Origin of the sequence: Lactococcus ileimucosae (genome assembly GCF_943193185.1) — a bacterium.
GTDB lineage: Bacteria > Bacillota > Bacilli > Lactobacillales > Streptococcaceae > Lactococcus > Lactococcus ileimucosae.
Map to the genome: position 1 here is coordinate 1 of NZ_CALPDE010000017.1, position 23,654 is coordinate 23,654.

The window sequence follows — 23,654 nt, forward strand, 5'->3', positions numbered from 1 at the left end:
ATTTTTACGCATGAGAAAAGCTCCTTGTTAAAATGGACGAAATATTTTTTTATTTCTTGTCCATTTTAACAGGAGCTGTTCAGAGTGCTTCCTTTTTATTTTCTTTTATGATTTTTCTCATCTTTCGGTAGTTTCTGATGCAATGCTTTTTTAAAAGTTTGCTTGCTTTCTTTTACGAGTCATAAGCATTGAGAGTATTCCGGTTCCAAATAAAATAATCGCTGAAATATAATAAGGGAAAAAGTGATTAATGTCGAACATCATCCCTGCCGCCAATGGCCCTAAAATATTACCGAAGCTTGTAAAGGTTGAATTCAAACCATTAATCGCTCCTTGCTGATCTCCTGCATGCTTTGAGAGATAGGTTGTGACTGCGGGTCTGAACAAATCAAAAGCGAGGAAAATAACAAAGGTTGATAAGGCTACAGTTATTCTATTTCCTGTAAAAGCGATAACAGCAATAAAGAGAGCACTTGCGAAGAAAGTCAAATGAATCAGGTGCAGTTCACCAATTTTTTCGACAATCCAATCAAAGAGGAAAAGTTGAAAGAAAAGGGCAAGAATACCGCTGACAGTGATTATCAAAGCAATTTCGCTCATTGTAAAACCGAAATTAATCGTTGCCATGATGCTGTAAATCGACTCGAAAGCCTGTAATCCAAATGAGGAAATCAAAATAACAACAAAAAGCGACGTAAACATTGGATTTTTAAGAATATCTAGAAACGAGGATTGAGTTGCTTCAGGATTAATATCCATCGTTTTCTCCGACTCTTTAAGCACAGTCATACTTAAGATAAAGCCAACAAATGCTAACAAGGCAGCCACATAAAAAGGCACCCGTATCCCAAATTTTGCTATAAAGCCACCTACACCAGGACCAATAATAAATCCACCGCTAATTGCTGCTGAAACTTTCCCCATAGCCTTGGCACGCTCAGCGAGTGTTGTTAAGTCTGCAACATAGGCTGTTACTGAAGGCATGAGCAAGGCAGCTGCAATACCGCCTAATGCGCGTGAGATATAAAATACGGCTTTGACCTGTGCTAAGCCAAATAAAAGCTCCGAAAAAGAAAAGATAATCATCCCCAAGGCAATCAACTTTTTTCGTCCAACCTTGTCTGATAAATATCCTGCAGCAGGCGATGCAATCAATTGAGCAATTGCAAAAATCGAAATCATCATTCCCATGGTTGTTCCTGAAAAATGCATTTGCTCTTTTAATGGTGGTAGAACAGGAATAACAAGGCCCACTCCTAAGAAGACCAGCAGTAGGTTGGAAATCGCTAAATTAATCATCCATTTTTTGTTTTTCATAAAGTTACACCCCCAATCATCCGATAAAAAGACAGATTCAAAAAAATTGAAACCGTCTTTTTATCTTATTCTATTTACTAATACCCATCTATTCTATCATATTATACAATAAAATAAAAAAGTATCGCATTTATCATTCTATCTTTTAGGTTGAAATGTTCTTACAATAGTCTACAATGAGTAAACATATTGTTTTCTGAATGTCAGACTTTTACTTATGAAGCAAATACCTCTGGGAATAAATAGCTTAAAACATCCATAGTAACACGTCTCCCCTTCCCTTTAAGCGGGTATAGGTGAAACAACATTGCCGGGTTGAAATTCGCCTCAATGATACTATAGTCCGATGCAGACTCATCCGTGAGATCCTCAATTAAAATGTCAACTCCTGTAATATTCACTTGCAATACTCGAGCCACTTGTTCAGCAATCGCTTTATAAGCCTCGGGCATTTCATCAGTCATATCAATAGAATCACCACCTGTAGAGATATTTGAATTTTCTCGAAGATTTACCCTCACTCCTTTTTCAGGTATGCTCTGCTCTGTATAGCCTTGTACTTCAAGCATTAACTTTTCTGTTTCAGTGATTTGTATTTTTTCCAGAGGATAACGGTGATCAACTCCTCGTAGAGGATTTTCATTTTTTGATTCTACCAGTTGTGCAATAGTCGATAGGCCATCACCGATAACATGTGCTGCATCTCGTCGGAGAACAGCTCTTGTTTTGCCGTTAAGCACAAAGAACCGATATTCCGTTCCCGTAACAAAGGTTTCAACAATAACTTCCTTATCTTCATGAAAGGCAATGTCTAACGCTTTTCTAAACTGCGCTTCCGTTGCTGGTTGCTTAAATATAGAAATACCTAAGCCATAATTTGTTGATTTTGGCTTAATGACAATGGGCTTATCTTTAAATAGCGGATAAGCCGCCAAGGCCGTTGAAGGTTCTCTAAACTCTTGTCCTTTAGGCGTTTTCAGTTGTGCACGATCCAGTAACTTTTTCGTCACCACCTTATTTTCCATGACGGCATAGGCTACCATAGAGTCCTTGGAAGTCATATTTCCTTTTTCGACAATTTCTGTATGCGACTTGTATGTGAGAGAAACCATCTGATCTTGAGCATCTAAAACTTCTACTTTTAATCCTTTCTGAATCGCATCGAACAACAAGTTTTGAGTAGAAAGCTCTAAGTCAGTGAATCCTGCCAGCTGAAAAGGATATTGATAGGTCTTCTTGCGATAATCCTTTGCTAATTCTAAGGCAAAATTTGCGTTCTCTTGATAAGCCAACTCCATTTGCCCTGCTATTGTCATTTCTGGCTTTTCCAACATCTGAGCAAATTTGTCAATAATACCCTGATCTTCTTGTGAAAGATTCAATGTCTGCGCAAAATGACGCATTTGTGAGAAAAACTGTTGGCCTTCTTCGTAATAGTTCGTCTTTTTCAAGGGATGTTCCAAGGCAACACAATCATTGATTTCATAGCCCAGTCTCTGACTTGTGTCTGTACAATCTTCCTCATCCATATAAATAAGATAAAGCGCAAAAAGATGGATGAAACGACTTGTATCCTCATCCATTGCTACACGGGCAAATGGATTGAGGTCAAAGTTGCGAAACTCTACATATTGAATGCCACTTTCCATAAGCTCTTCTGCACGTGCTCCACCCCGTAAACGTACAGCAGAATAAAACTCCTTCATCTCTGACAATGCGCCTTCCTCAACATAAGCCGACAAGTCATCATAGTACTTCTCCAAGCTCTGATAGCTGACGAAAACTTCCTGAGCATTGCGATAACCAAACTTTGAATTTCTGATAGACCGGACAGGCTGTTGAGGCACTTCTGCCTCACCGGTGAAAAATCCAAACTCTGCGCGTGGAGAGGCACCTAGACAGTAAGTAATGATCCACATGTAGCGCAAATATTGTCGAGCGAGTTTCATATATACTTCTGTCTTGAAGTCTTGAAAGTCTACATTTTCCTGCTGCTCCCACATCGCTTGAAGCAAGACATCCGCAAATTCAAAATTATAATGAATACCAGATACCATCTGCTTACGTTTACCATATTTTAGGGCTAAACCCTGACGGTAAGCCACATCCTTTTCTTTTTCAAGCTCAGCCAATCTGATGTCACCTTCATTTTCTGGAAGTGCGGGAGGCATAGATTGCACCCAGAGTAGCTCCTCTTCTTCAAGAGAGCGGATAATGACATCATGAAGGGCTTCCATAAACTGTAAGGCTTGCTTTGGATGGTCAAAAACTGGAGTAATTGCTTCAATCTGTGTTTCTGAAAAATCAGTTTGAATATAGGGATGAAAGCTGCGTGCTCCTAAACACTTAGGATGAGACAGGGTACTCAGCTCTCCTGTTGGACGCACACGATGTCCTTCTCTTTCTAAACCGAAATGTGCTTGAAAGAGATAAGGTCTTACTTTTGAACTTGATAATATTTTTTGATAAGAAATAGTCATTTTTATTTCCTAGTTTCTATATTTTATTTTTAATAAATTTATTAAAGCACTCACTGTTATTATATCATGTTACTCCCCGTCACTGGCCGAAATAAAAATGCATTTTATTTATTGTTCATTGTCAAGAGAGTCCGTTTCTAGATAAATTTGTATTCCTTGTGGTTTAAATGTGTGTTTTAGCATATTACTATTCTTTTTGCCCTCATTTCTTACTTGACTATACCCAAAATTTCTAAACATAAAAAGCTAATGGATTTCTAAATTTTGTTAAAATAAAAATAGACAGAAAGGAAGGATTTGTAGAAATCCATTAATATAAAAAATGAATAAAAAATTAGTTTTAAGTCTCGCCTTATTTTCTCTCACTTCTTTTGGGGTTTTGACCGCCTGCAGCAAAAAAGAAAACGTCAAGCCTGAGCCAAGAGAAATTATCGTGGCAACAAATGCTAACTCAAGACCTAATTTTTATAATCGCTCAATGCAATAAAAGTCAGGTAAATCGGATTTCCGCATTCAAACAAGTATATAATTCTTATTTAAGTGTGATTGAAGCACCAGCTTCTTCCAATTTAGCTTTGATTTCTTCAGCTTCTGCAGCTGCAACGCCTTCTTTAATCATTGTTGGTGCACCATCAACGAGTTCTTTAGCTTCTTTCAAGCCAAGACCAGTGATTTCACGAACAGCTTTGATTGTAGCTACTTTTTTGTCGCCTGCTGCTGTCAATTCAACGTCAAATGAATCTTTAGCTGCTGCAGCTTCGCCGCCAGCTGCTGCTACTGCTACAGGAGCAGCTGCAGTTACGTCAAATTTTTCTTCGATTGCTTTAACGAGCTCAGAGAGTTCGAGGATTGTTGCTGTTTCAAGTTCAGCAACGATGTTTTCAATGTTCAATGCCATTTTGATTCTCCTAGTAAATTTTAGTTTGTTGCGTAAATCCGCCGATATAAAAGTTGCTTACTGTTATTCCTAATGGAATTAAGCAGCTGATTCTTCTTTTTCTGCAACAGCTTTGACTGCGAGAGCCACGTTGCGGACAGGTGCTTGAAGCACTGAAAGAAGCATAGAAAGAAGACCGTCGCGGTTTGGAAGAGATGCAATAGCTGCAATTTCTTCTTTGCTTGAAACTTTTCCTTCGATAACACCAGCTTTGATTTCAAGTTTATCTGCTGTTTTAGCAAATTCGCTCAAAATTTTAGCAGGTGCAATAGCATCTTCGTTTGAGATAGCTACTACTGATGGACCTACGAAGCTGTCGTTCAATGCTTCGAGTCCAGCTTTTTCAGCTGCACGACGCAAGATTGAGTTTTTAACAACTTTGAATTCCACACCAGCTTCACGCAACTCTTTACGAAGTTGAGTGTCTTGTTCTACAGTTAAACCACGTGAGCTTGCAACAACGATAGATGTCGCAGCTTCAAATTTTTCCGCAAAGACGTTAACCAACTCAGCTTTCTTAGCAATAGTTGCTTCGTTTACTTTGTAATCGCTCATTTTTTACCTCCATTTTATTTTGTTCGTAAGAATTTTTGCAAATAAAAATCCCCACGACCAAAAGACATAGAGAGTTCAATCATTGTTTAAAATGTTTGTCCTCGGTTGGATGCTTATGACTAACGTCCCCAACTGTCTTCGGTCAGTCCTTTTCAGAACTTCTATTAGTATATCAGATGTTAGAAAGAAATGCAAGAAGAAAATAAAAAAATGATCATTCACCAAGCCATGATCATTTTATCCTTTTGTTCACCCGCATTATGGGCTATTTTTTTATTTTTAAGCGTTAATAAATTTGATTGCTTTTGAACCGCGTAACGCCCAGTACAGTAAAGCGAAACTCCCTGCAAAAATCAGCCCCTCTAAGATGTTAAAGACAATAACAGCACCAATATAAGCTGAAATACCCCCTGGAAACATCGTTGCGATATCAAAATTAGCAAACATTGAATAAAGGGGAATTGCATAAACATAGTTAAGTATTACCATCACTGCGGTTAAAGACAAAGTCCCCGAGAGGGTTGCCATAATGTAATTACGTAAGCTAAATTTGTGACGGAGGAAAAACCAAAGTACCAGTACAAATACTGTAACAGCTACGATATTCATCGGAAGGCCAATATAGGTATTTACGCCGTCACTGTTTAACAAGAGCCATAAAAATGAGCGAATGATAAGAATGGCAAAAGCACTGCTCAAGCCAAGCATAAACAACCCGATCAAAATAGGCAAGATTGTAAAATCAATTTTTAAAAAACTGGCACTCGGAACCAAAGCAAATTGGAACATGGGGTAGGACAGTACAAATGAAATTGCACTAAGCATTGCGATAAGTGTGAGTCGACGTGTTTTTGAATTTGACACGAAAAAACCTCCAAAATAGAAAATAATATTTCTTCATTTTGAAGGGAGCATTTGAATATCGGCGAAAATTGACACAGCCCTAAAAGAACCGGTCCTATCTCTTATTCTTCTCCCATCCAGACTTTACTGTCGGTTGTGGAATTACACCACATCAAGCTTTTCAGCTTCGCGGACTTTAACCGCCGGTCCCGAATTTCACGGTGCCCTGAAGATAAGTTTATTATATCACAAAAAAACTTTTTTAGGTTAAAATAAGTTTTTGAGTCAAGATTTAAAGTCCGAAAAACCGTTGAAGCTTTTATCCAACACTAAACACTTTGTGCTGTCCACCTGATAAGGGCGACATTTAAAACTTTCCTTTTGCGTATCAGTCATTAAGACTTTGGACAGCTTTAGAGATTGGGGTATTTCCCATGACAAATTCAAATTCTTTTCTGATGCTAAAGTCATTTCTTAAGGTTTCAAGAATCACTTTAGCCACATCTTCACGGGGAATATTTCCTATTTCCACATACCTTCCTAGATTAATTTTACCTGTACTGGATTGATCTGTCAGTATCCCGGGGTGAACAATCGTCCAGTCCAAGTTTGTTCGTGTTTTTAGCCATTCATCAGCATAATTTTTCGCAATAGTGTAAATTTTCAGTGAAGAATTTTCCTTAATTTGGCGACTTATTTCTTTACGTCCTGCACGGAAAGTACTTACCATAATGAAACGTTTAACATTGGCTTTTTCTGCGGCAGTCATGACCTTAACTGCTCCATCTAAGTCAATCATGATTGTCTTATCTAGACCAGAGCCACCAGCGCCGGCGCTAAAAACTACCGCATCAACATCAGACATCGCTGCCGCGAATTCTTCAATCGAATTATGGATGATATCCAAGATGACTGTTTCAATCCCAAGTTGCTTAAAAAATTCTCGCTGCTCTTCTTTACGAATAACAGCTTTTTCTTGAATTTCAGGATAATCTTTTAAGTTTTCTGCCAAATGTTTAGCAACTTTTCCATTTGCACCAACTACAAGTACTTTCATAATACTCCTTACTTTCTAAAATGAATCAATTTTTTATCTTCACTAACATTCTACATCATCCTTTGCGGGCTTTCAAAAATAATTGACTTTGAACGACATAAAAAACTGTCAGTAAGTTGACAGCTTTTTCCATTTTATAACGCATCACCATTCCAAATTGAGTTTTTCACGATGACATAATCCACTTTGCGTAGAGCATTGAGATCACGTCCACCTGCGTAGGAAATCGAACTCTGAAGATCTTCTTGCATTTCTTTAAGTGTATCTTTCAGAGAGCCCTTGTGCGGCAAGAGGATTTTTTTCCCTTCAACATTTTTATGCTCACCCTTTTGATATTCACTCGCCGAGCCAAAATATTCTTTGTAAAGCTTGCCCTCTTGTTCAATGGTTTTACCTGGAGACTCTTCATGTGCGGCAAAGAGAGAGCCTATCATAACCATGCTTGCACCAAAACGGACAGATTTTGCAATATCACCATGTGTACGAATGCCACCATCAGCAATGATTGGCTTACTTGCAGCCTTTGCACACCAACGAAGAGCTGCAAGTTGCCAACCGCCTGTTCCGAAACCTGTTTTTACCTTTGTGATACAAACTTTGCCTGGACCGATGCCAACTTTAGTCGCATCCGCACCAGCATTTTCCAATTCGCGAACGGCTTCAGGGGTTCCCACATTACCAGCAATAACAAAGACTTGCGGCATGAGACGTTTTATGAGCTGTATCATCTCAATCACAGAGTTGGCATGCCCATGGGCAATATCGATAGTAATGTAATCTGGAATAGTTGCTGTTTCCGCCAAATCACGGACAAACTGACGTTCATTGTCTTTAACACCAACAGAAATCGATGCAATAAGATTTTGAGCATGCATCTTTTCGATAAAGTCTTTACGTGTACTTTCTTCAAAGCGATGCATAATATAGAAATAACCTTGCTTGGCTAACATTTCAGCAATATTTTCATCGATAATCGTTTGCATATTTGCAGGAACAACAGGGAGTTTAAAGGTATGAGCTCCTAACTTAACTGACGTATCTGCTTCGCTACGACTGTTAATTATACACTTATTTGGAATAAGTTGGATATCTTCGTAATCAAAAACTGGAACCATTGTGTTCATAAAAATGCCTCTTTATTCATTTGTTATTACAGAATACCGACCGAGTTTTCCTCTACGAAAACTTCTCTAGTTTGGCGATAAATATCTCTGCAACCAAACCTTCCTTATTTATTCTACCGCATATTGACTTAAAAAAATAGAAAAAAACTGATTTCACATCAGTTTTACGGCTCATTGTTCGGTTTTTCCGATATTTTTTCTTTGTACGCGCTTATTTCCTGACCAATAAAGAAGAAAAAAGAGCAGCTCAAAGAGAATAAGAAACAAGATAAAGGTGTACATAAAGTAATTTTCTGTTAAAACGTTAATGATAGGATCTGTATCAGGATTAAAAAGCCATGTGTCATCTCGGAAAAAGATTTCATGAAAATAGATAAAAAAGTTGTCAAAACCTATCAACGCAGCGACCAATCCTATAAACAGAGGTGTACCCATCACAAAACGTAGGCCATTATGATAGACGATAGCCAGATGTTCCTTTAAAAAGAGAAAAATCGCCGGACTTAGTGCAAGCATAAGCCCTAAAGCAAGCATGAAAAGTTTTTTCACATCTCTAAAGTGCTGCAAAGCATCGGGAGATGAAGGAAAGTCTGGCATATGCAAGCCAGTTGCAAAAGGATTGACAAGATAAGCCATAAGTATGTTGAAATTATGTCTCAGTGTTTCTGCTGGAAGACCTGATGCTTGCGGCAAATTTTCCAGATGAATATCTATATAGAAGAGAGGAACAGCTAACAGTAAGGTTAAACTGACTGCAGTAGCTGTTCCCCATAAAATAACACTCGTAAAAATTAGACGTTCTCGCATGCTACACTTCCCAATGTTCCAAACTCGAAACAACATATGTTGGAGAAATTGGAAGGTCGGGCACTTCTTCTGCTTTAGTGAAGCCAGTCGTGACCAATAAAGTATCAATACCGTTGTCAATCCCTGTACGGATATCTGTCAAATAGTTATCCCCAACCATCAGTAATTCTTCTTTAGGTATTCCTAATTTTTTAACCGCCTTTTCCGTAATGATTGCTTCAGGTTTTCCAATATAAGTTGCTTGCACACGTGTTGCAGCTTCAATCATCTTGACCAACGAACCTGCTCCAGGCAAAAGACCACGTTCACTTGGGAGATTTAAATCAGGATTTGTACCAATAAACTTAGCTCCCTTATGGATAGCGAGCGTCGCCAAAGCAAGCATTTCATACGTGAGATCGGTATCTAAAGCAACAACAACATAGGCTGGATTTTCACGCTCTTTTTTATAGCCTGCTTCATAGATCGCTTCTTTTAATCCATCCTCACCGATAACATAGACCGTTTTTTCCAAGCCCAAATCATCCATGTAATCTACAGTTGCTGCACTTGCTGTATAGATTGTATCCAAAGGTGTTTCAATATTAAATTGTGTTGCTAAACGTTTTTGGACCACGCGCGGCGTTTTTGTTGTATTGTTCGTCAAAAACAAATAAGGAATATTGGCTGCTTGCAAGCGATGAATAAAATCCTCTCCTGCCGGAATCCGATGATTTCCCATATAAATCGTACCGTCTAAATCAATAAGATAACCCTTATAATCTTTTTTCATCTGTACTTAGTCCTCCTCACTTATTTTCGACCATACAATTTCAATATTAGCATTATCTACACCATCTTTCCTAATGATATGGCAGCTTGTATTTCCTTGAAATTCAAAGACAGGTTGGATAAATTCATGATTTCCGTAAAGTAGCTCATGATTATACCGTATATATATTTTCTTGGGCTCATATGTCATGCGGAAATCATAATCCAACTGATCAACAGCCCAGTCAAAATATCTGGCATTGTTGACATGACCATTCATGTCAAGGTCAGAAAAACGGACGGGAAACGCTAAGTTACAACTTGCCTCTTCTGATACAGCAAGATACTTATGTGGACGGATAATCTTACTGACTTTTGGCGCCTCATAGGGTGCAACAATTTCATCAACCACACGTTCTATTTTTCGGGTATCCTTGTTCATCAAAACCCATGTGGAACTTATTTTGACTAAAATTTCACCACTATCATCTTTGAAAATAAAGTCCCGATAACAGAAAAATTTGTTATAGGAGGTAGCTTCTGTTTCAATCGTAATAACTTCATTAAATTCTGGAAGCTTATAAAGATGAATCTCATACTCAACGACAGCCCAAAACAGATTAAAGTTGTCATAAACCCATGTGTCACTGCGGTTCAATGTATACGACTGTTCTCCCGAAGTTTGAAGGGCCACAGCAAGAATGTCAGATATTCTCATTTTCCCTCGAGTGTCGCTCTCATAAAAGGCGACTTTATGTGTTTGACTGTATTTTATTCCCATTCTTCTATTCTAGCAAAAATAGACATAAAAAGCTGGAGTAAAAAAGAAGTTTACTGACAAAATTAAAAGTGAGTTCAACTTCCATCAGTATAGAAAACACAGGCTTTTTAAAATTTTTTATATTTTTTCAACTTGAATGCCCAAAGTTTCAATAAGCTCTTCTTCATAAGGGTTTTTGGCATGGTATTCATTGATGTACTTAATATGCTTTACTCCTGCTGCCAATACCAGTTTGAGGCAGGCAATGCAGGGAAAGAGGGTGGTATAAAGAATGGCTCCTTCAGGAGAAACACCGTGCTTTGCTGCTTGGGCAATTGCGTTCTGTTCAGCGTGTACTGTAGCAATACAGTGGCCGTCTTTGTCTTCTAAGCATCCAACATCAGTACAGTGTGGCATAAGTGCCACAGAACCGTTATAGCCTGTTGAGAGTATCTGACCATCAGCTGTCACTAAGAGTGCTCCCACTTGCGCATGCGTACAAGTCGAACGCTTGGCGACAACCTCAACAATTTCCTTAAAGTATTCTTCCTTCGTTGGCCGTTGAAAATTTTCAATCATCATATTATCCCTTTCCACATTTACAATTGCTGCATTGGCAATCCTTATTTCTTATATCTTGGAAGTTCATTCCCGTGATTTCCGTCAAATCTTCCATATCAGGATACTCCCCTATCAGCATAATTTCACCATCAACAATCGTTAATGGCAGAGCTTGTTTCATATTCTGCATGGCTTGACTGACTAATGGATGACGGGCAAACAGGTCCGGATGTTCTTCCAGATTATAACGTGCTGTTTGTAGCTGTTCATTTTCTGTTTCTTCGCTGAAAGCTGCAAAGACCTGAGCAATGGCAGACCCAGCACCTTCTGATTTTTCCTCATATATTTCGAGTCGCATTTTTCCCTCAATCTAACAATATTTTTTTAACATTATACCATATGAAACCTGCAAATTCAGGAAAAGTTTTTATAGAAAAGCTCGCAAAAATAAAAAAACCTGAATCGCGTGATTTTGTATACGCCATTCAGATTTTTCATTTTAGCTAACATGAGCCGAAGCTCTGTTTCACCTTCTTTCCATCGCTTTCAATCAAGATTTCCCATAACTTTACTATAAAGACCATAAGCACCATCAAGGTTTTCTACCTTATAGCCCTCCTGTTTCAAAATACGTTCAGCAGTATAAGAACGAAGCCCTGATTGGCAGCTCACGATATATTCTTTATTTTTATCAAGTTTATCAAGACGCTCACGTAAATCATCTAAAGGAATATTTATTGCTTCTTCAAAACCGCCTTGTGCAACTTCGCTTTCTTGACGAACATCTAATAATACTTTACCTTTAGCAAGTTCCGCCTTCAACTGATGCCATTGGATATTGTCAGACAGTCCCATAGCAATATTCATAGCTGCATAACCAATCATATTAACAGGATCTTTTGCCGAGCCAAACGGCGGTGCATAAGTCAGCTCCAGCTCTGGAAGATCAAAAACAGTCAAACCTCCTTTGATTGCTGTAGCTAGAACATCAATACGTTTATCAACCCCTTTCTCCCCCAAGGCTGATGCACCATAAATTTGTCCATCTTCTGGATTAAAAATAAGCTTAAGTAGAATAGAGCTTGCGCCCGGATAGTAACCCGCGTGATCATTTGCTGTTATGTGTACTGCTTTGTACTTCAAATTCAGCTCCTGAGCTTGTCTTTCCGAAATTCCTGTTGAAGCTGCTGTTAAGTTAAAGGCTCTAACGATAGCTGTTCCGATACTTCCTTTATTTGTCACAGGAAGTCCGGATAAAATATCGGCCACTTGACGTCCTTGACGATTAGCCGGACTTGCTAGAGAGATAAGCGCCTCTTGATTGGTGATTTGATTTTTAACAAGGATAGCATCGCCTACAGCATAGATATCCGGTACTGAAGTTTGATAGTGCTCGTCCACCAGAATAGCCCCTCTCATCCCCAGTGCGATACCAGCATCAGCTGCCAACTTGGACTCTACGCGAATTCCTACTGAAAGAATAACTACGTCAGCAGTTAAAACATCGCCATTCTCAAGAATCACTGTCCTGCCTTCATCTTGAAACTCAACAACAGAAAGTCCTGTCATAACGTTTAAGCCATTTCGTTCCAACTCTTCTTCGATATAGAGAGCCATTTCTTTATCAAGTGTGGGCAAAACGTGATCTGCCTTCTCAATAACTGTCACATCCAAGCCAAGTTTTCTCAAGTTTTCAGCCATTTCCAAACCGATAAAGCCTGCACCAACAATCACAGCTTGCTTACGATGTTTAAGTTCCATATAGCCTGTTATCTTATCCAAGTCAGGGATATTACGTAAACTAAATACATTCTTAGCTTCTGCTAAGCCCTTTATATCTGGGATGAAAGGACTGGCTCCAGGAGATAAGATAAGGAAATCATAGCTTTCCTTATACATCTTTCCATCAGAAACAACCGTTATTTCCTTCAAATCCTTATCAATAGAAACAACTTCTGAATCAGGACGAACTTCTAGATTAAAACGTTGCTTCAAGCTTTCTGGTGTTTGTAAGATAAGCTTATCTCTAGACTCGATTTCACCGGAAAGATAATAAGGCAGACCACAGTTCGCAAAAGACACATAAGGCCCTTTGTCAAAAACAATAATTTCTGCATCCTCCTGTAAACGACGGAGACGAGTTGCTGCACTCATCCCTCCAGCAACACCACCAACAATAAGATATTTTTTAGACATTTTCTTCTCCTACTTTTTAATTCATCATCCCAAACTTGCACCACTGCCTGTATTTATAATTGTTGTTCCTTGTACTTATAAAGTCTTGCAAGGTCGTACTGAACATCTAACAATAAGCAGATCCTGTGACTTTTCGCTTCTATTCCCATATCTCTTTCAGCTCAATGGCTCAGCGGAATATTACTTAATGTTGGAATGTGGCTTCAAGATATCCATGAATTTCCTCAAATTTCTTAATACACCCATTATATACCCTTAGGGGTATACAGTCAAGAAATAACTTCTGAGCTACGTCCTGACAGATATATGCCTTATAAAATATTTCCTACAGCGCTGTCCTATAAAGTCACGTTCAAAAGTAAGAATAAAGAGGCCCGCTCAGGCGAACCTCTTTATTCTTCTTTTTTCTTCTTTTGTCGTGCAAGTATAAGCATGACTACAGATAGAATTAAGAGTGTACCTCCAAAACTCCAGTTTTGATAAGCTAGAAGTAAGAGTGACAAACTAAGCAATGCATATATCCAAGCCATATTTAAACCTCCTCAACGTTAAAGAATAATGCTGAACCAAATGAAGATTGTTTAATGAAGCGTTTTGCAGTTTGAGCAGCCGTAGTTATGTCATTACTCGGCTCTTGGAAATAAAGTTTCAATCCTTGTTTTCCCTGATATGTAAATCCATTTTCTTCTAGAAGTTGAATTACTTTTTCTTGCATCATAGCTACATTAACAATAATCATTAGGTTCCTTTCTGTTTTTTATAATTCGGGTTCTTCCATCTTGTTTGCTGCAATGACAAATGGTGTCCAAATGGCGAATGTAACAGCTAGGTTGACAATCGCTAGGATAATCGCACGCCAGTCAAAGCCTGTAGCAAGGAAGGCATTCATAATTGGTGGTGTTACCCACGGTACAGCACTGACTACCGGATCCACCAAATGGAGCATTGTTGCGACATAGGCGATAACAACCGCCACCAATGGTGCAATTAAGAATGGAATAAAGAAGATGGCGTTCAGCACGATTGGCATACCGAAGAGCACGGGTTCATTGATGTTGAAGATACCTGGTGCTAAACCAAGACGTCCTACTGTCTTATAATCTTTACGTTTAGAGAAGATCAAAATCGCAAGGATTAAGGTGATTGTACCACCAGATCCACCAAACCAGACAAAGGCATCCCAGGAGCCACGAACCCAAAGACTGACATAGTCACCGTTAATGGCATGTGCTTTATCAATCGCACCACGCGCTACTAAGTCACGAATACCGTCTGAGTGAACTTGGAAGTAAAGGGCTTGGTTATTAAGACCAAGAGGGAGCCAGATACCGTCAAGAGCAGGCGCCAAGACGTTTGGTCCGTGAAGTCCGAAGAACCAGAAGATGGAGACGAAGAGTGTGACAATAAGAACTGAGAAAATGTTTTGTGAGAGGATTTGGAAGGGTTCTGCAATGTAGTGCGTGATTAAATTAATTACAGAGTCATTTGTAAGTTTATCAATAACATAGTAGACCAAGCTCACCGCATAGATAGCAGTAATCGTTGGAATAATCGCAAGGAAAGCTTTTGCTACAGCCGGTGGGACTGACTCAGGCATCTTGATGGTAATATCTGCTAACATAAGTTTAGCATAAATAATTACTGCAAGGGCACCCATAATGATAATGGTAAAGTAAGCACCGGCATCCATATGTGCGGCAGCAAAGAGGGGTTTCCATGCTGCAAGACCTTGTCCAGTCAGTACACCATTGATTTTATCTGTTGCGGCTACTCCAGCATCGCTCGCACCTAAAGCATCCAAGAATTTTGGCATTTGGTTTGGCAAACCAGCAAAGAGAGTGGCAACTGCAACAACACCACCAGCTAGGTCATTGACACCGTAAGCACGCGCCAAATTGTAACCCCAAGAGAAAGCAAAGATAAGACCAATAACTGTCAAAGTCCCTTGGTTGACGAGTGTTGAAATGTTGTTTAAGTCGCCAATGATTGGTGTATTAGCAAGTGTCCACACCTCTTCTGGTGCGAGTTGGGCAAACTTGGTTGGGCCCAAAACCATTTGTTGAATGGACTGCGGGAAAGTTGTGACGATGGCTGATACCATCGCTGCAAGGGCACCTGTCAGTGTTGCTGGCAGGATACCAATGAATGAGTCACGCAAGGCAACCAGATGCTTTTGCGACCCGATTTTAGCTGCTACTGGGACGAGATATTTCTCCATCCACATCGTAATTCCGTTCATAGAATTCCTCCTAAAATTTTAATTTATTTGCGTATAAGGTTATAAATTATAGCTCATCACTTTCAATAAATTTAAACGAACTCCAGGGCTTGATGAAGTCAAGTAAGAACATTTCGTCTTCTGAGATATGTCCAACAACATTGACCCGGCCATCATTTTTCATTTCCTTTAGGGCAATTTGTGTTTCTCCCTTATATTGACCATATCCATCATTGTCAATAATCACATCGCCTGGTTTTATTGTGTCTGTATCATGTGGCGGGAAATCCAAATCTTTGTAGATAACGCGAGTCATGGTCGAACGTAGCATATATTCTGAACGGTCGCCACGATAACTATGCGTCGCTTCAAAAACACACTTGCGTTCATTTTCCGTCATTGTAGGGCGTGGAACAACTTTAAGTTCAGGCATCCGTGCATGAAAGGCTTCTGCCATATCTCTCAGCTCTGCTTCACTCGCATAAGCATTGGCAATGGTTATGTCATCAATGTCACCTAAGAGCTTATAATGTTTCACCTGAGTCTTTAGACTAAGGTTACGATGCTCTTCTAATGTACATAGACCATCCTGAGTAGGCCAAGGTCCAAATGTCGCCTCATGCGAATTCACAAAAGCCATTGTGTTTAAGTTATACTTTTTGAACTTTTCTGTACATTTTACATAGTGGTCAAACGCTAGACCTGTATAACGGTGAGGGTAAAAGTTATGACTGCCTAATAAGTTTTCGATGTTGGGGGAGTAGTCCATGATACTGTCCACATAACTTGTTCCCTGACTCATGTTAATCTCAATCTTAAGATTATAAGGGTTGCGGGTCATACGCGCTTCCTCAGCCCCTGTAAATCCGAGGTCCAAACGAATACCATCCGCACCCATCTCATCAAAGAAACTTAAATCATCATAAGAGATGTCAAGTTGCTCAAACAGGGCAGGATTAATATCTACCATGACTTCCATACCAAGGCTATTTGCATAATCAATCACTTTCGTAAAGCCCTCAAGAACAGCTTCTTTATCTCCCTTAATTTCTAAAAGTGAAGTAAAGACGCGTGTGTAACCATAGTGATGAGCCAAGTCTAAATAGGCTTTGTCAGCTTCAAAGTTGGAACGTTCTGGATAGATAGAGATACCTAGTTTTCCCATAATACTCCTTTCTTACTCTAGAACTCTAGATTTTCTCATTATCCATTCATCAAGGCATCTGCTGCCGCTACAACATTTTTTCCGTTCATCATGCCGTAATCTTGCATTTTAATCACATCACAAGGAACGCCAACTGCTGCTGCTTTCTTAATGACTTCATTTTTCATGTAAGCCACTTGCGGCCCAAGAAGCAAAACATCTGGTTTTTCTGAGCCAGACAACATGTTGTCAATTTCGGCTACAGATTTAGCATAGATTTCATAATCTTTTCCTGCTTCTTGTGCGGCTTGTTGCATCTTTGTCACGAGTAATGAGGTTGACATGCCTGCTGCACAGGCCAAGGCAATAACTTTATCTGCCATTTCAATAATCTCCTTCTTTTTTATCTATACCAATAGTATAGCGATTTCAGAAATCGATTTCAAATATAATTTGTTCTGACAATATTAAGCGAAAAAACAAATATTTTTTAATGAAATCCTTATTTATAGCGCTTTCGTTTTTTAAAAACTAATAAAAACTTTAAATTTCGTCCCGATTTGCGAAACATGTTACAAATTTAGAAACAAAAAAAGTTTTATCCTTTAGTTTAAGTAAATAAAAACGCCAAATCTTATGAAAAATGTTAAGACTTGACGTTTTTATTGCTAGCTTTAAAAATATTCGCGCAGAATGGCTTTATTCTCACGCAAGACCCGTGCAGTGAATGCACCGATTGTCATTTCTTCTGGCTCGTCTGTTTCAGGACCAACACAGATGTTATTTTGTGGCAAAATATCATCGACAATACGTGCAGAAAATGTGGGTTGACCATTCACCTTCAAAAAGGCTTGAAGATTAACGATGCGTGCTTGCATATAGGGTTGCAGTTGCAACTGTGTCCTTGATGGCTCAGCCAAATCATATTCGAGGAATACATTTGACGGTGCCGTCCACTTGATGACTTCAAAACTTGCTGCATGACTCGATACAAAGCGATAAAGTGCGGCTTTAGCTTCTTGGGTCAACGTAATACATTCACGGATTATAAAAGCCGTACCTGCAAATTCATAAATTAAGTAGCCTAGAACTCTGCCATTTTCTTCATAAGTTGCAAAGTAAGGCTGTGATTTATACTCAAAGTAGTATTCCCAAACATGTTTCGGGCGGACCAGCGACCCTTGGTTATAGACGTGCTCATGTACCTCGGCCATATCTTCAAAAAGCTCTTCACTTATAGCACGGCGCTGCACTTGCCCCACTGTTTTTTTGCCTTTGGGAAATTCTTGGGCAGGTACCGTATAGGCTTTCTGGTCAAAAGCGTAATGATAACCAAATTGACCATAAAACTGATAGGAGAAAGGTGCCAGATAGCTTAAGGCAGTGCCAGCTTCATAATTGTCCTCCAAAATATCGGTCATGAGCTTACGAATACTGCCATTTCCTCTAAATTCGGGATAAGAGGCAACATAGCCAATCCCCGACATCTTCAGTTTAGCCTCCTTCCAGTAGACCCGAAAAGAAGTGTCAATAATCATAGAGGATAACTTATCATTTTCCCAGTAACTGTAAGGTTTTGAAAAACTCAAAAGCTTCTCAAACGCTTCTTCGCGCGCCTTACTTCTTGGCTTGTTAAAAGCATAAGTCGCGAGGTCTAAAAGTTCATGTTGCTTCTTTTCCATATACTCACTTCCCACCACTATAAGCTTGTTCAATGTGCTCTAAAATAGCAATCATTTGACGTTTTTTCCAGTAACCCAGAAGCGTTCCGACAAACATATCATTCAATTTTTGAATCATTCCGCTTGAAGTACGACTTTCTTCGATCGTTATCTCCGTCTGCTTATTGTTGACAGGTTGAAAGCTCCAACGTGTATTGAATGTGTTGCGAATAGTTTTAGTGGTAAAGGCGTACTTATTGGCTTTCACTACTTCATCAATTGTGATGGTTCCATGTTGGTTTTTGCCAAATGTTTTTGAGTACTCAAAGCCATTAAGAGACTTGATATCCGGTCTGCGACCAGTGTGTTTTTCGATATCATAAAGTGACGAATCCAAAATCTGATTGTAGACAAACTCGACAGGAGCATTAATTGTTTTAGTGATTTTCATATGAGATTTCTCCTATTGCTTAGAATAAAATTTATTAAACATTAAAATCATTTTAACAATTTATGTAAGCTCTTGCAAGATTTTTATGAACGGTAAACAATTTCTCCCGAGCAAAGGGTGTATTTTACTTGACCTAAAAGTTCTTGACCGATAAATGGTGAATTACTTGATTTTGAATCAAAGTTTTTATCCACTTTATAAGTATTATTGGCATCGAAAATGACCACATCAGCTGGACCACCTTCCGCTAAATATCCCGCATCAAAACCATACAATTCAGCTGGATTAACAGTCATTTTTTCCAGCAACTGAACCAGTTTAAGATGACCAGGCGCCACCAAATGCGTAAGACCAAGTTGCAAAGAAGTTTCTAAACCAATCATGCCGCTAGGTGCTTCAGCCAAAGCAACATTTTTTTCTTCATGAGTATGTGGGGCGTGATCAGTCGCAATAACACTGATCGTGTTGTCTTTCAAGCCTTCCAAAATTTTTGCAATGTCTTTTGCCTGACGTAATGGAGGATTAAGCTTAGCATTTGTTCCTATCTCTAGCACTGCTTGCTCTGTCAGTGAAAAATGCTGGGGCGTAACTTCAGCACTAACTTTTGCGCCCATTTTTTGCGCAAAACGTACAACATCTACACTTTCTCCAGCGGATAAGTGTTGAATATGTAAACGCGCTTGGGTATCCAAAGCCAACATGGCATCACGTGCAATCATACTGTACTCGGCCACCGTTGTCGCTCCTGTTAGACCACATTGGTGTGCCACTTTGCCTTCGTTAATGCCTAGTGTATCTACCAACTTAGGGTCTTCCTCGTGAATAGAGAGCAGACTGTCTGTTTCTTTGGCTTTCTTCAGAGCTTCATGTAAAACCCCTGAGTCACTCAGAGGAATACCGTCATCCGAAAAACCAACTGCTCCAGCCGCCAACAAAGCATCAAAATCTGTGAGATGTTGCCCATCAAAATCTTTGGTAATAGAAGCAACGGACTTAATATGAATCTTCTCCTGAGCTGCAAGCTCCAATGTCTCAGAAAGCACTTCAGGATTAGACAAAACCGGTTTCGTATTTGCCATCATTACAACTGTCGTAAAACCCCCACGTGCTGCAGACAGAGCGCCAGTATGTATGGTCTCTTTTTGCGTTTGACCAGGTTCACGGAAATGCACATGAATATCGATGAGGCCCGGCGCAACAATTAAGCCACTGGCATCAATGCTTTCTGCTTCTTTTTCTTCCAAATCTTTGGCAATACGAATAATCTTCTTGTCTTGAATTAACACATCCGCAACTTGATCAAAACCCGTCTTAGGATCGATTACACGGCCATTTTTTATGAGTATCATCTGTTCCCTTTCTTGCATTTTACATAATATTTATTATGTTATTTATTCCATATTTCCTGATTGTCCTTGAATTTTTTAAGCATTTCAAGTTCATCCTCTGTTACATAACCCGTTTCCTGTGCAATTTGAATCAGTTCAGAATAATTTGTCAAAGTATGTAGCGGTACTTGGGCTTGTTCAAATTTTAAGGTTGCTTTTTCCAACTGATAGGTAAAGATAGCGATAACACCTAACACCTCTATGCCTTCACGTTGTGCCGCAGCAACTGCCTCTAATACTGAACCTCCTGTTGAAATAAGGTCCTCAACAACAACCATTTTCTGCCCTTTAGAAACGCGACCTTCAATCTGGTTTCCTGCCCCGTGATCTTTTGGTTTGCTGCGGATGTAGGCAAAAGGAAGATCCAGATAATCCGCAATAATCGCACCATGGGGAATACCAGCTGTTGCTGTACCTGCAATCACTTCAACTTCTGGAAATTCGGCTTTAACCAAGTCAGAGAAAGCACGCTCAATGCGTGTACGTACTTCTGGATAAGCCAAGGTTACACGGTTGTCTGTGTAGATAGGCGACTGAATCCCACTTGCCCAAGTAAAGGGCGCACTTGGTGATAAGCTTACAGCTTTTATTTCGAGTAAATCAGCAGCGATAGTTTTTGATAGTGACATGTCTTCCTCTTTCTAGTTCCTTTAAGTTAATCTAAACAGCACGGTATTTATAGAAAAAACACTTGCAGAGAACTGCAAGTGCGTAAAAAAATATGTCAATAATACTTAGACTTCGCCTAAATATTCTATTAAGTAGACAATTATACGGTTTCCTTGCTAGCCTCTCGTGCTAATTTAAAGGTTCATCGCTATATAGTCTAACAGATTTAGTCGAAGTTTGCAATCATAAACTCTATTTTTAAAAAACAAGACTGTCAACGTGATTTTCTAAACTCTAAAGTCATGTCATACCAAATCTCGCCGCCCCATTGAGATTCAGAAATGCCCTTGTTGACAAATCCATATCTTTCATAATAGCCCACCAGATAATCATGACAAGTTAAGCTCACACCTCGCCGGTTTTTCAGTCGCGCCTGCTTGATAAAGCGGGACATCAGCTCCTTGGCGATTCCTTGCCCCTGATAATCAGGATGAACTGCCAAACTTGTGATTTTCTGATAGCCATAAAAATTCGGATTACGCTCCGAATGCTCAAACATTATATCCTCCACAAAACGGCCAGCTGTCACAGGTCCAGCCACATATCCCACAACTGTACCCCTTTCGTTATGTGCCACCAAAAATGAGTCGCTAATACGCTCAATTTGTTCCAGCATCGACTCTCGTGAGGAAGCTTCATTTGGCGAAAAATCCGTCGTTTCAATGTGCATGATTCCATCTAAATCCGAAATTTTTGCATAGTCATAAGTAATTTTTTCCATAGTATTTCTTTCTGATAGATTATTTTTTCTGTTTCAGCATCATAAACTTTCCAGACTCTCCATTGCTTCCAGTAAATTCATCTCGGCTTCTTCTTTTTGTACAGCCAGTTGATCCAGCTCTGCTTGGAGTTCACCCAGTTTAACAAAATCATCTGTTACATCTAACATGGCGTGTGAAATTTCTTCGCTTTTCTTTTCCAAAGTGGCAAGTTTTTCTTCTGCAGCATTGACTTCACGTTCTAATCTTCGGCGGATTTTCTGCGCTTCTTTCTGCTGTGCATAGTCCATCTGACCCGCACTTTCTGGCTTTTCTTCCCAAACAACTTCTTGATGCGCCTCTTCTTGAAGTTTTTTCTCCAAATAGTAATCATAATCGCCCAGATAAAGTTTACTTCCTTGTGGCGATATTTCGAGAACTTTGGTCGCAACACGGTTAATAAAATAGCGGTCATGACTGACAAAAAGTAAGGTGCCGTCAAAGTCTATCAAGCTATTTTCTAGCACTTCGCGGCTATCAATATCCAAGTGGTTGGTGGGTTCATCCAATACAAGAAAATTGTCATGTTGCAGGGCAAGTTTTGCCAAGAGAAGGCGCGCTTTTTCTCCCCCGGATAACATCGAAACGGTCTTTTTCACATCTTCACCGCTGAAAAGGAAAGCGCCTAAAAGATTGCGAATCTCTACTTCTGGTAAAAGACGATGTTCATTCCAAATCTCGTCAAGAACACTATTAGAAGGCGTTAGACGTCCTTGTTCTTGGTCATAATAGCCTAAGTCGACATTGGCACCAAGCTTTACCTGACCCTTAAGAAGGGGAATCTGACCCACAATCGACTTAATCAACGTTGTTTTCCCGATACCGTTTGGTCCTACAATAGCAATGGCATCGTGTTTTCGTGTATCGATATTGATAGGCTCGGACAGCACTTTATCATAGCCTACAGCTGCATCTTCCACCGTAAGGACGATATTGCCCGACTTTTTAGCTGGAGAAAAAGTCATGTGCGCGGCAGCTTCACTTCCGGTTGGTGCTTCGATACGCTCCATCTTTTCCAACTTCTTCTGACGAGATTGGGCACGTTTTGTTGTGGAAGCCCGCACCATGTTTCGAGCAACGAAATCTTCTAGTTTTTCGATTTCTTTTTGTTGCTTGTCATAGTTTTTTTGCTCAGTGGCGAGCATCTCTGCTTTGAGTTCGATATATTTGCTGTAATTCCCCGCAAAGCGTGTCAGCTTGCCGCGTGAAATCTCTAAGGTCTCAGTGACAACCTTATCCAAGAAATAACGGTCGTGACTGACAATCAAAAGACTTCCTGAATAGTTTTTCAGGTAAGTTTCTAGCCAAGCCAGTGTTTCAATATCCAAATGATTGGTTGGTTCGTCCAAAATCAGCAAATCAGGCTTTTCTAAAAGCATTTTTGCCAGAGCTAACCGTGTTTTTTGTCCGCCAGATAAAGAGGAGATAGGGCGATTCCACATCTTCTCGTCGAAACGAAAACCATTAAGCACCGACTTTATCTCTGCTTCATAGGTAAAACCGTTGGCTTGACGGAATTCTTCAGACAGAACATCATAGCGGTGCATCAGACTGTCCAAGTCTCCCCCAGTCAGATCAGACATTTGCATCTCCATCTGACGTAACTGTTGCTCTGTTTGACGCAGTTTTCCAAAGACTGTCAACATTTCTTCAAAAATCGTCAAATCCGATGACAAGCCTGTATCTTGAGCCAAATAATTCAGGTGCAGGTCCTTGACTTTAGAAATCGACCCAGCAGACGGTTCTTCAACGCCTGCAATAATCTTCAATAAGGTGGACTTTCCCGCACCATTTCTTCCGACTAAAGCCATGCGTGAGTGATCTTGAAGATTAAAGTTTATATTTTCAAATAAAACATCACCACCAAAAGTGCGTGCTATCCCGTTTCCTTGTAGTAAAATCATTCTTCTATTTTAACATAAAAATGTTGAAGGTAAAGGACCTGCCTCATGAAATCAATATAACTTAAGAATGTTAC

General features: G+C 39.6%; 25 protein-coding genes, 1 riboswitch and 1 other annotated feature. Of the genes, 1 reads left to right on the plus strand and 24 read right to left on the minus strand.

The features are described 5' to 3' along the window. Positions 1–150: 150 nt before the first annotated feature. Together NFR51_RS08000 and gshAB are read right to left on the minus strand one after the other, a co-directional pair. A complete protein-coding gene (locus NFR51_RS08000) occupies positions 151–1,317 on the minus strand; it encodes an MFS transporter (RefSeq protein WP_251713183.1) in 1,167 nt (388 codons plus the stop codon). A gap of 215 nt (positions 1,318–1,532) precedes the next feature. Continuing rightward, positions 1,533–3,797 carry a bifunctional glutamate--cysteine ligase GshA/glutathione synthetase GshB gene (gshAB, locus tag NFR51_RS08005; protein ID WP_251713184.1) on the minus strand — a complete coding sequence of 755 codons (2,265 nt, stop codon included), beginning with the start codon at positions 3,795–3,797 and terminating at the stop codon, positions 1,533–1,535. A 322-nt stretch (positions 3,798–4,119) separates the two neighbouring features. On the opposite strand from gshAB, the gene NFR51_RS08010 reads away from it, so the two are divergent. After that, positions 4,120–4,284: a hypothetical protein gene (locus tag NFR51_RS08010; protein WP_251713185.1), complete on the plus strand. Its 165-nt coding sequence runs from the start codon at positions 4,120–4,122 to the stop codon at positions 4,282–4,284. Between the two features lie 45 nt (positions 4,285–4,329). Here the strand turns inward: NFR51_RS08010 and rplL are convergent, their stop codons facing one another. From rplL to NFR51_RS08120, 22 genes are all read right to left on the minus strand, one after another. Beyond that, entirely contained in the window at positions 4,330–4,695 is a 366-nt protein-coding gene (gene rplL, locus NFR51_RS08015) for a 50S ribosomal protein L7/L12 (RefSeq protein WP_251713186.1), read from the minus strand. A 78-nt stretch (positions 4,696–4,773) separates the two neighbouring features. Then, complete coding sequence (rplJ, locus tag NFR51_RS08020; RefSeq protein ID WP_202230620.1) at positions 4,774–5,289, minus strand: 50S ribosomal protein L10; 516 nt, start codon at positions 5,287–5,289, stop codon at positions 4,774–4,776. A 33-nt stretch (positions 5,290–5,322) separates the two neighbouring features. Continuing rightward, positions 5,323–5,449 (minus strand) — a sequence feature (ribosomal protein L10 leader region). Between the two features lie 119 nt (positions 5,450–5,568). After that, a complete protein-coding gene (locus NFR51_RS08025) occupies positions 5,569–6,153 on the minus strand; it encodes an ECF transporter S component (RefSeq protein ID WP_251713187.1) in 585 nt (194 codons plus the stop codon). Positions 6,154–6,253: 100 nt separating this feature from the next. Beyond that, positions 6,254–6,370, minus strand: a riboswitch (FMN riboswitch). Between the two features lie 150 nt (positions 6,371–6,520). Further along, positions 6,521–7,189, minus strand: coding sequence for an SDR family oxidoreductase (locus NFR51_RS08030; RefSeq protein ID WP_251713188.1), 669 nt, complete (start codon positions 7,187–7,189; stop codon positions 6,521–6,523). Positions 7,190–7,323: 134 nt separating this feature from the next. Next, positions 7,324–8,313 carry a GMP reductase gene (guaC, locus tag NFR51_RS08035; protein ID WP_251713189.1) on the minus strand — a complete coding sequence of 330 codons (990 nt, stop codon included), beginning with the start codon at positions 8,311–8,313 and terminating at the stop codon, positions 7,324–7,326. A gap of 171 nt (positions 8,314–8,484) precedes the next feature. Next, the gene (locus NFR51_RS08040) at positions 8,485–9,120 is read right to left on the minus strand and encodes a TIGR01906 family membrane protein (protein ID WP_251713190.1); all 636 of its coding nucleotides are present in this window, start codon (positions 9,118–9,120) and stop codon (positions 8,485–8,487) included. A gap of 1 nt (position 9,121) precedes the next feature. After that, positions 9,122–9,892 carry a TIGR01457 family HAD-type hydrolase gene (locus tag NFR51_RS08045; RefSeq protein WP_251713191.1) on the minus strand — a complete coding sequence of 257 codons (771 nt, stop codon included), beginning with the start codon at positions 9,890–9,892 and terminating at the stop codon, positions 9,122–9,124. Positions 9,893–9,898: 6 nt separating this feature from the next. After that, a complete protein-coding gene (locus NFR51_RS08050; protein ID WP_251713192.1) occupies positions 9,899–10,651 on the minus strand; it encodes an acyl-[acyl-carrier-protein] thioesterase in 753 nt (250 codons plus the stop codon). Positions 10,652–10,768: 117 nt separating this feature from the next. Beyond that, positions 10,769–11,209: a deoxycytidylate deaminase gene (locus NFR51_RS08055; RefSeq protein WP_202230635.1), complete on the minus strand. Its 441-nt coding sequence runs from the start codon at positions 11,207–11,209 to the stop codon at positions 10,769–10,771. Between the two features lie 4 nt (positions 11,210–11,213). Continuing rightward, positions 11,214–11,549 (minus strand): arsenic metallochaperone ArsD family protein, encoded by a 336-nt coding sequence (locus NFR51_RS08060; RefSeq protein WP_251713193.1) that lies wholly within the window; start codon positions 11,547–11,549, stop codon positions 11,214–11,216. A gap of 188 nt (positions 11,550–11,737) precedes the next feature. Then, complete coding sequence (locus NFR51_RS08065; protein WP_251713194.1) at positions 11,738–13,387, minus strand: FAD-dependent oxidoreductase; 1,650 nt, start codon at positions 13,385–13,387, stop codon at positions 11,738–11,740. A gap of 392 nt (positions 13,388–13,779) precedes the next feature. Beyond that, positions 13,780–13,917: a hypothetical protein gene (locus tag NFR51_RS08070; protein ID WP_251713195.1), complete on the minus strand. Its 138-nt coding sequence runs from the start codon at positions 13,915–13,917 to the stop codon at positions 13,780–13,782. Positions 13,918–13,919: 2 nt separating this feature from the next. Then, positions 13,920–14,126 carry a hypothetical protein gene (locus NFR51_RS08075; RefSeq protein ID WP_251713196.1) on the minus strand — a complete coding sequence of 69 codons (207 nt, stop codon included), beginning with the start codon at positions 14,124–14,126 and terminating at the stop codon, positions 13,920–13,922. A gap of 18 nt (positions 14,127–14,144) precedes the next feature. Next, complete coding sequence (locus NFR51_RS08080) at positions 14,145–15,626, minus strand: PTS sugar transporter subunit IIC (RefSeq protein ID WP_251713197.1); 1,482 nt, start codon at positions 15,624–15,626, stop codon at positions 14,145–14,147. Between the two features lie 46 nt (positions 15,627–15,672). After that, entirely contained in the window at positions 15,673–16,770 is a 1,098-nt protein-coding gene (locus NFR51_RS08085) for a DUF871 domain-containing protein (RefSeq protein ID WP_251713198.1), read from the minus strand. Positions 16,771–16,808: 38 nt separating this feature from the next. Continuing rightward, positions 16,809–17,132 (minus strand): PTS sugar transporter subunit IIB, encoded by a 324-nt coding sequence (locus NFR51_RS08090; protein ID WP_251713199.1) that lies wholly within the window; start codon positions 17,130–17,132, stop codon positions 16,809–16,811. A gap of 291 nt (positions 17,133–17,423) precedes the next feature. Beyond that, positions 17,424–18,431, minus strand: coding sequence for a GNAT family N-acetyltransferase (locus NFR51_RS08095; RefSeq protein WP_251713200.1), 1,008 nt, complete (start codon positions 18,429–18,431; stop codon positions 17,424–17,426). Between the two features lie 4 nt (positions 18,432–18,435). Then, on the minus strand, positions 18,436–18,861 hold the full coding sequence (locus NFR51_RS08100; RefSeq protein WP_251713201.1) for a DUF3284 domain-containing protein: 426 nt from the start codon (positions 18,859–18,861) through the stop codon (positions 18,436–18,438). An 83-nt stretch (positions 18,862–18,944) separates the two neighbouring features. Further along, on the minus strand, positions 18,945–20,210 hold the full coding sequence (locus NFR51_RS08105) for a dihydroorotase (protein ID WP_251713202.1): 1,266 nt from the start codon (positions 20,208–20,210) through the stop codon (positions 18,945–18,947). Positions 20,211–20,248: 38 nt separating this feature from the next. Further along, positions 20,249–20,878 carry an orotate phosphoribosyltransferase gene (gene pyrE / locus NFR51_RS08110; RefSeq protein ID WP_251713203.1) on the minus strand — a complete coding sequence of 210 codons (630 nt, stop codon included), beginning with the start codon at positions 20,876–20,878 and terminating at the stop codon, positions 20,249–20,251. A 254-nt stretch (positions 20,879–21,132) separates the two neighbouring features. Further along, positions 21,133–21,588 (minus strand): GNAT family N-acetyltransferase, encoded by a 456-nt coding sequence (locus NFR51_RS08115; RefSeq protein WP_251713204.1) that lies wholly within the window; start codon positions 21,586–21,588, stop codon positions 21,133–21,135. 90 nt (positions 21,589–21,678) lie between these two features. Continuing rightward, on the minus strand, positions 21,679–23,580 hold the full coding sequence (locus NFR51_RS08120; RefSeq protein WP_251713205.1) for an ABC-F family ATP-binding cassette domain-containing protein: 1,902 nt from the start codon (positions 23,578–23,580) through the stop codon (positions 21,679–21,681). Positions 23,581–23,654 lie beyond the last annotated feature (74 nt).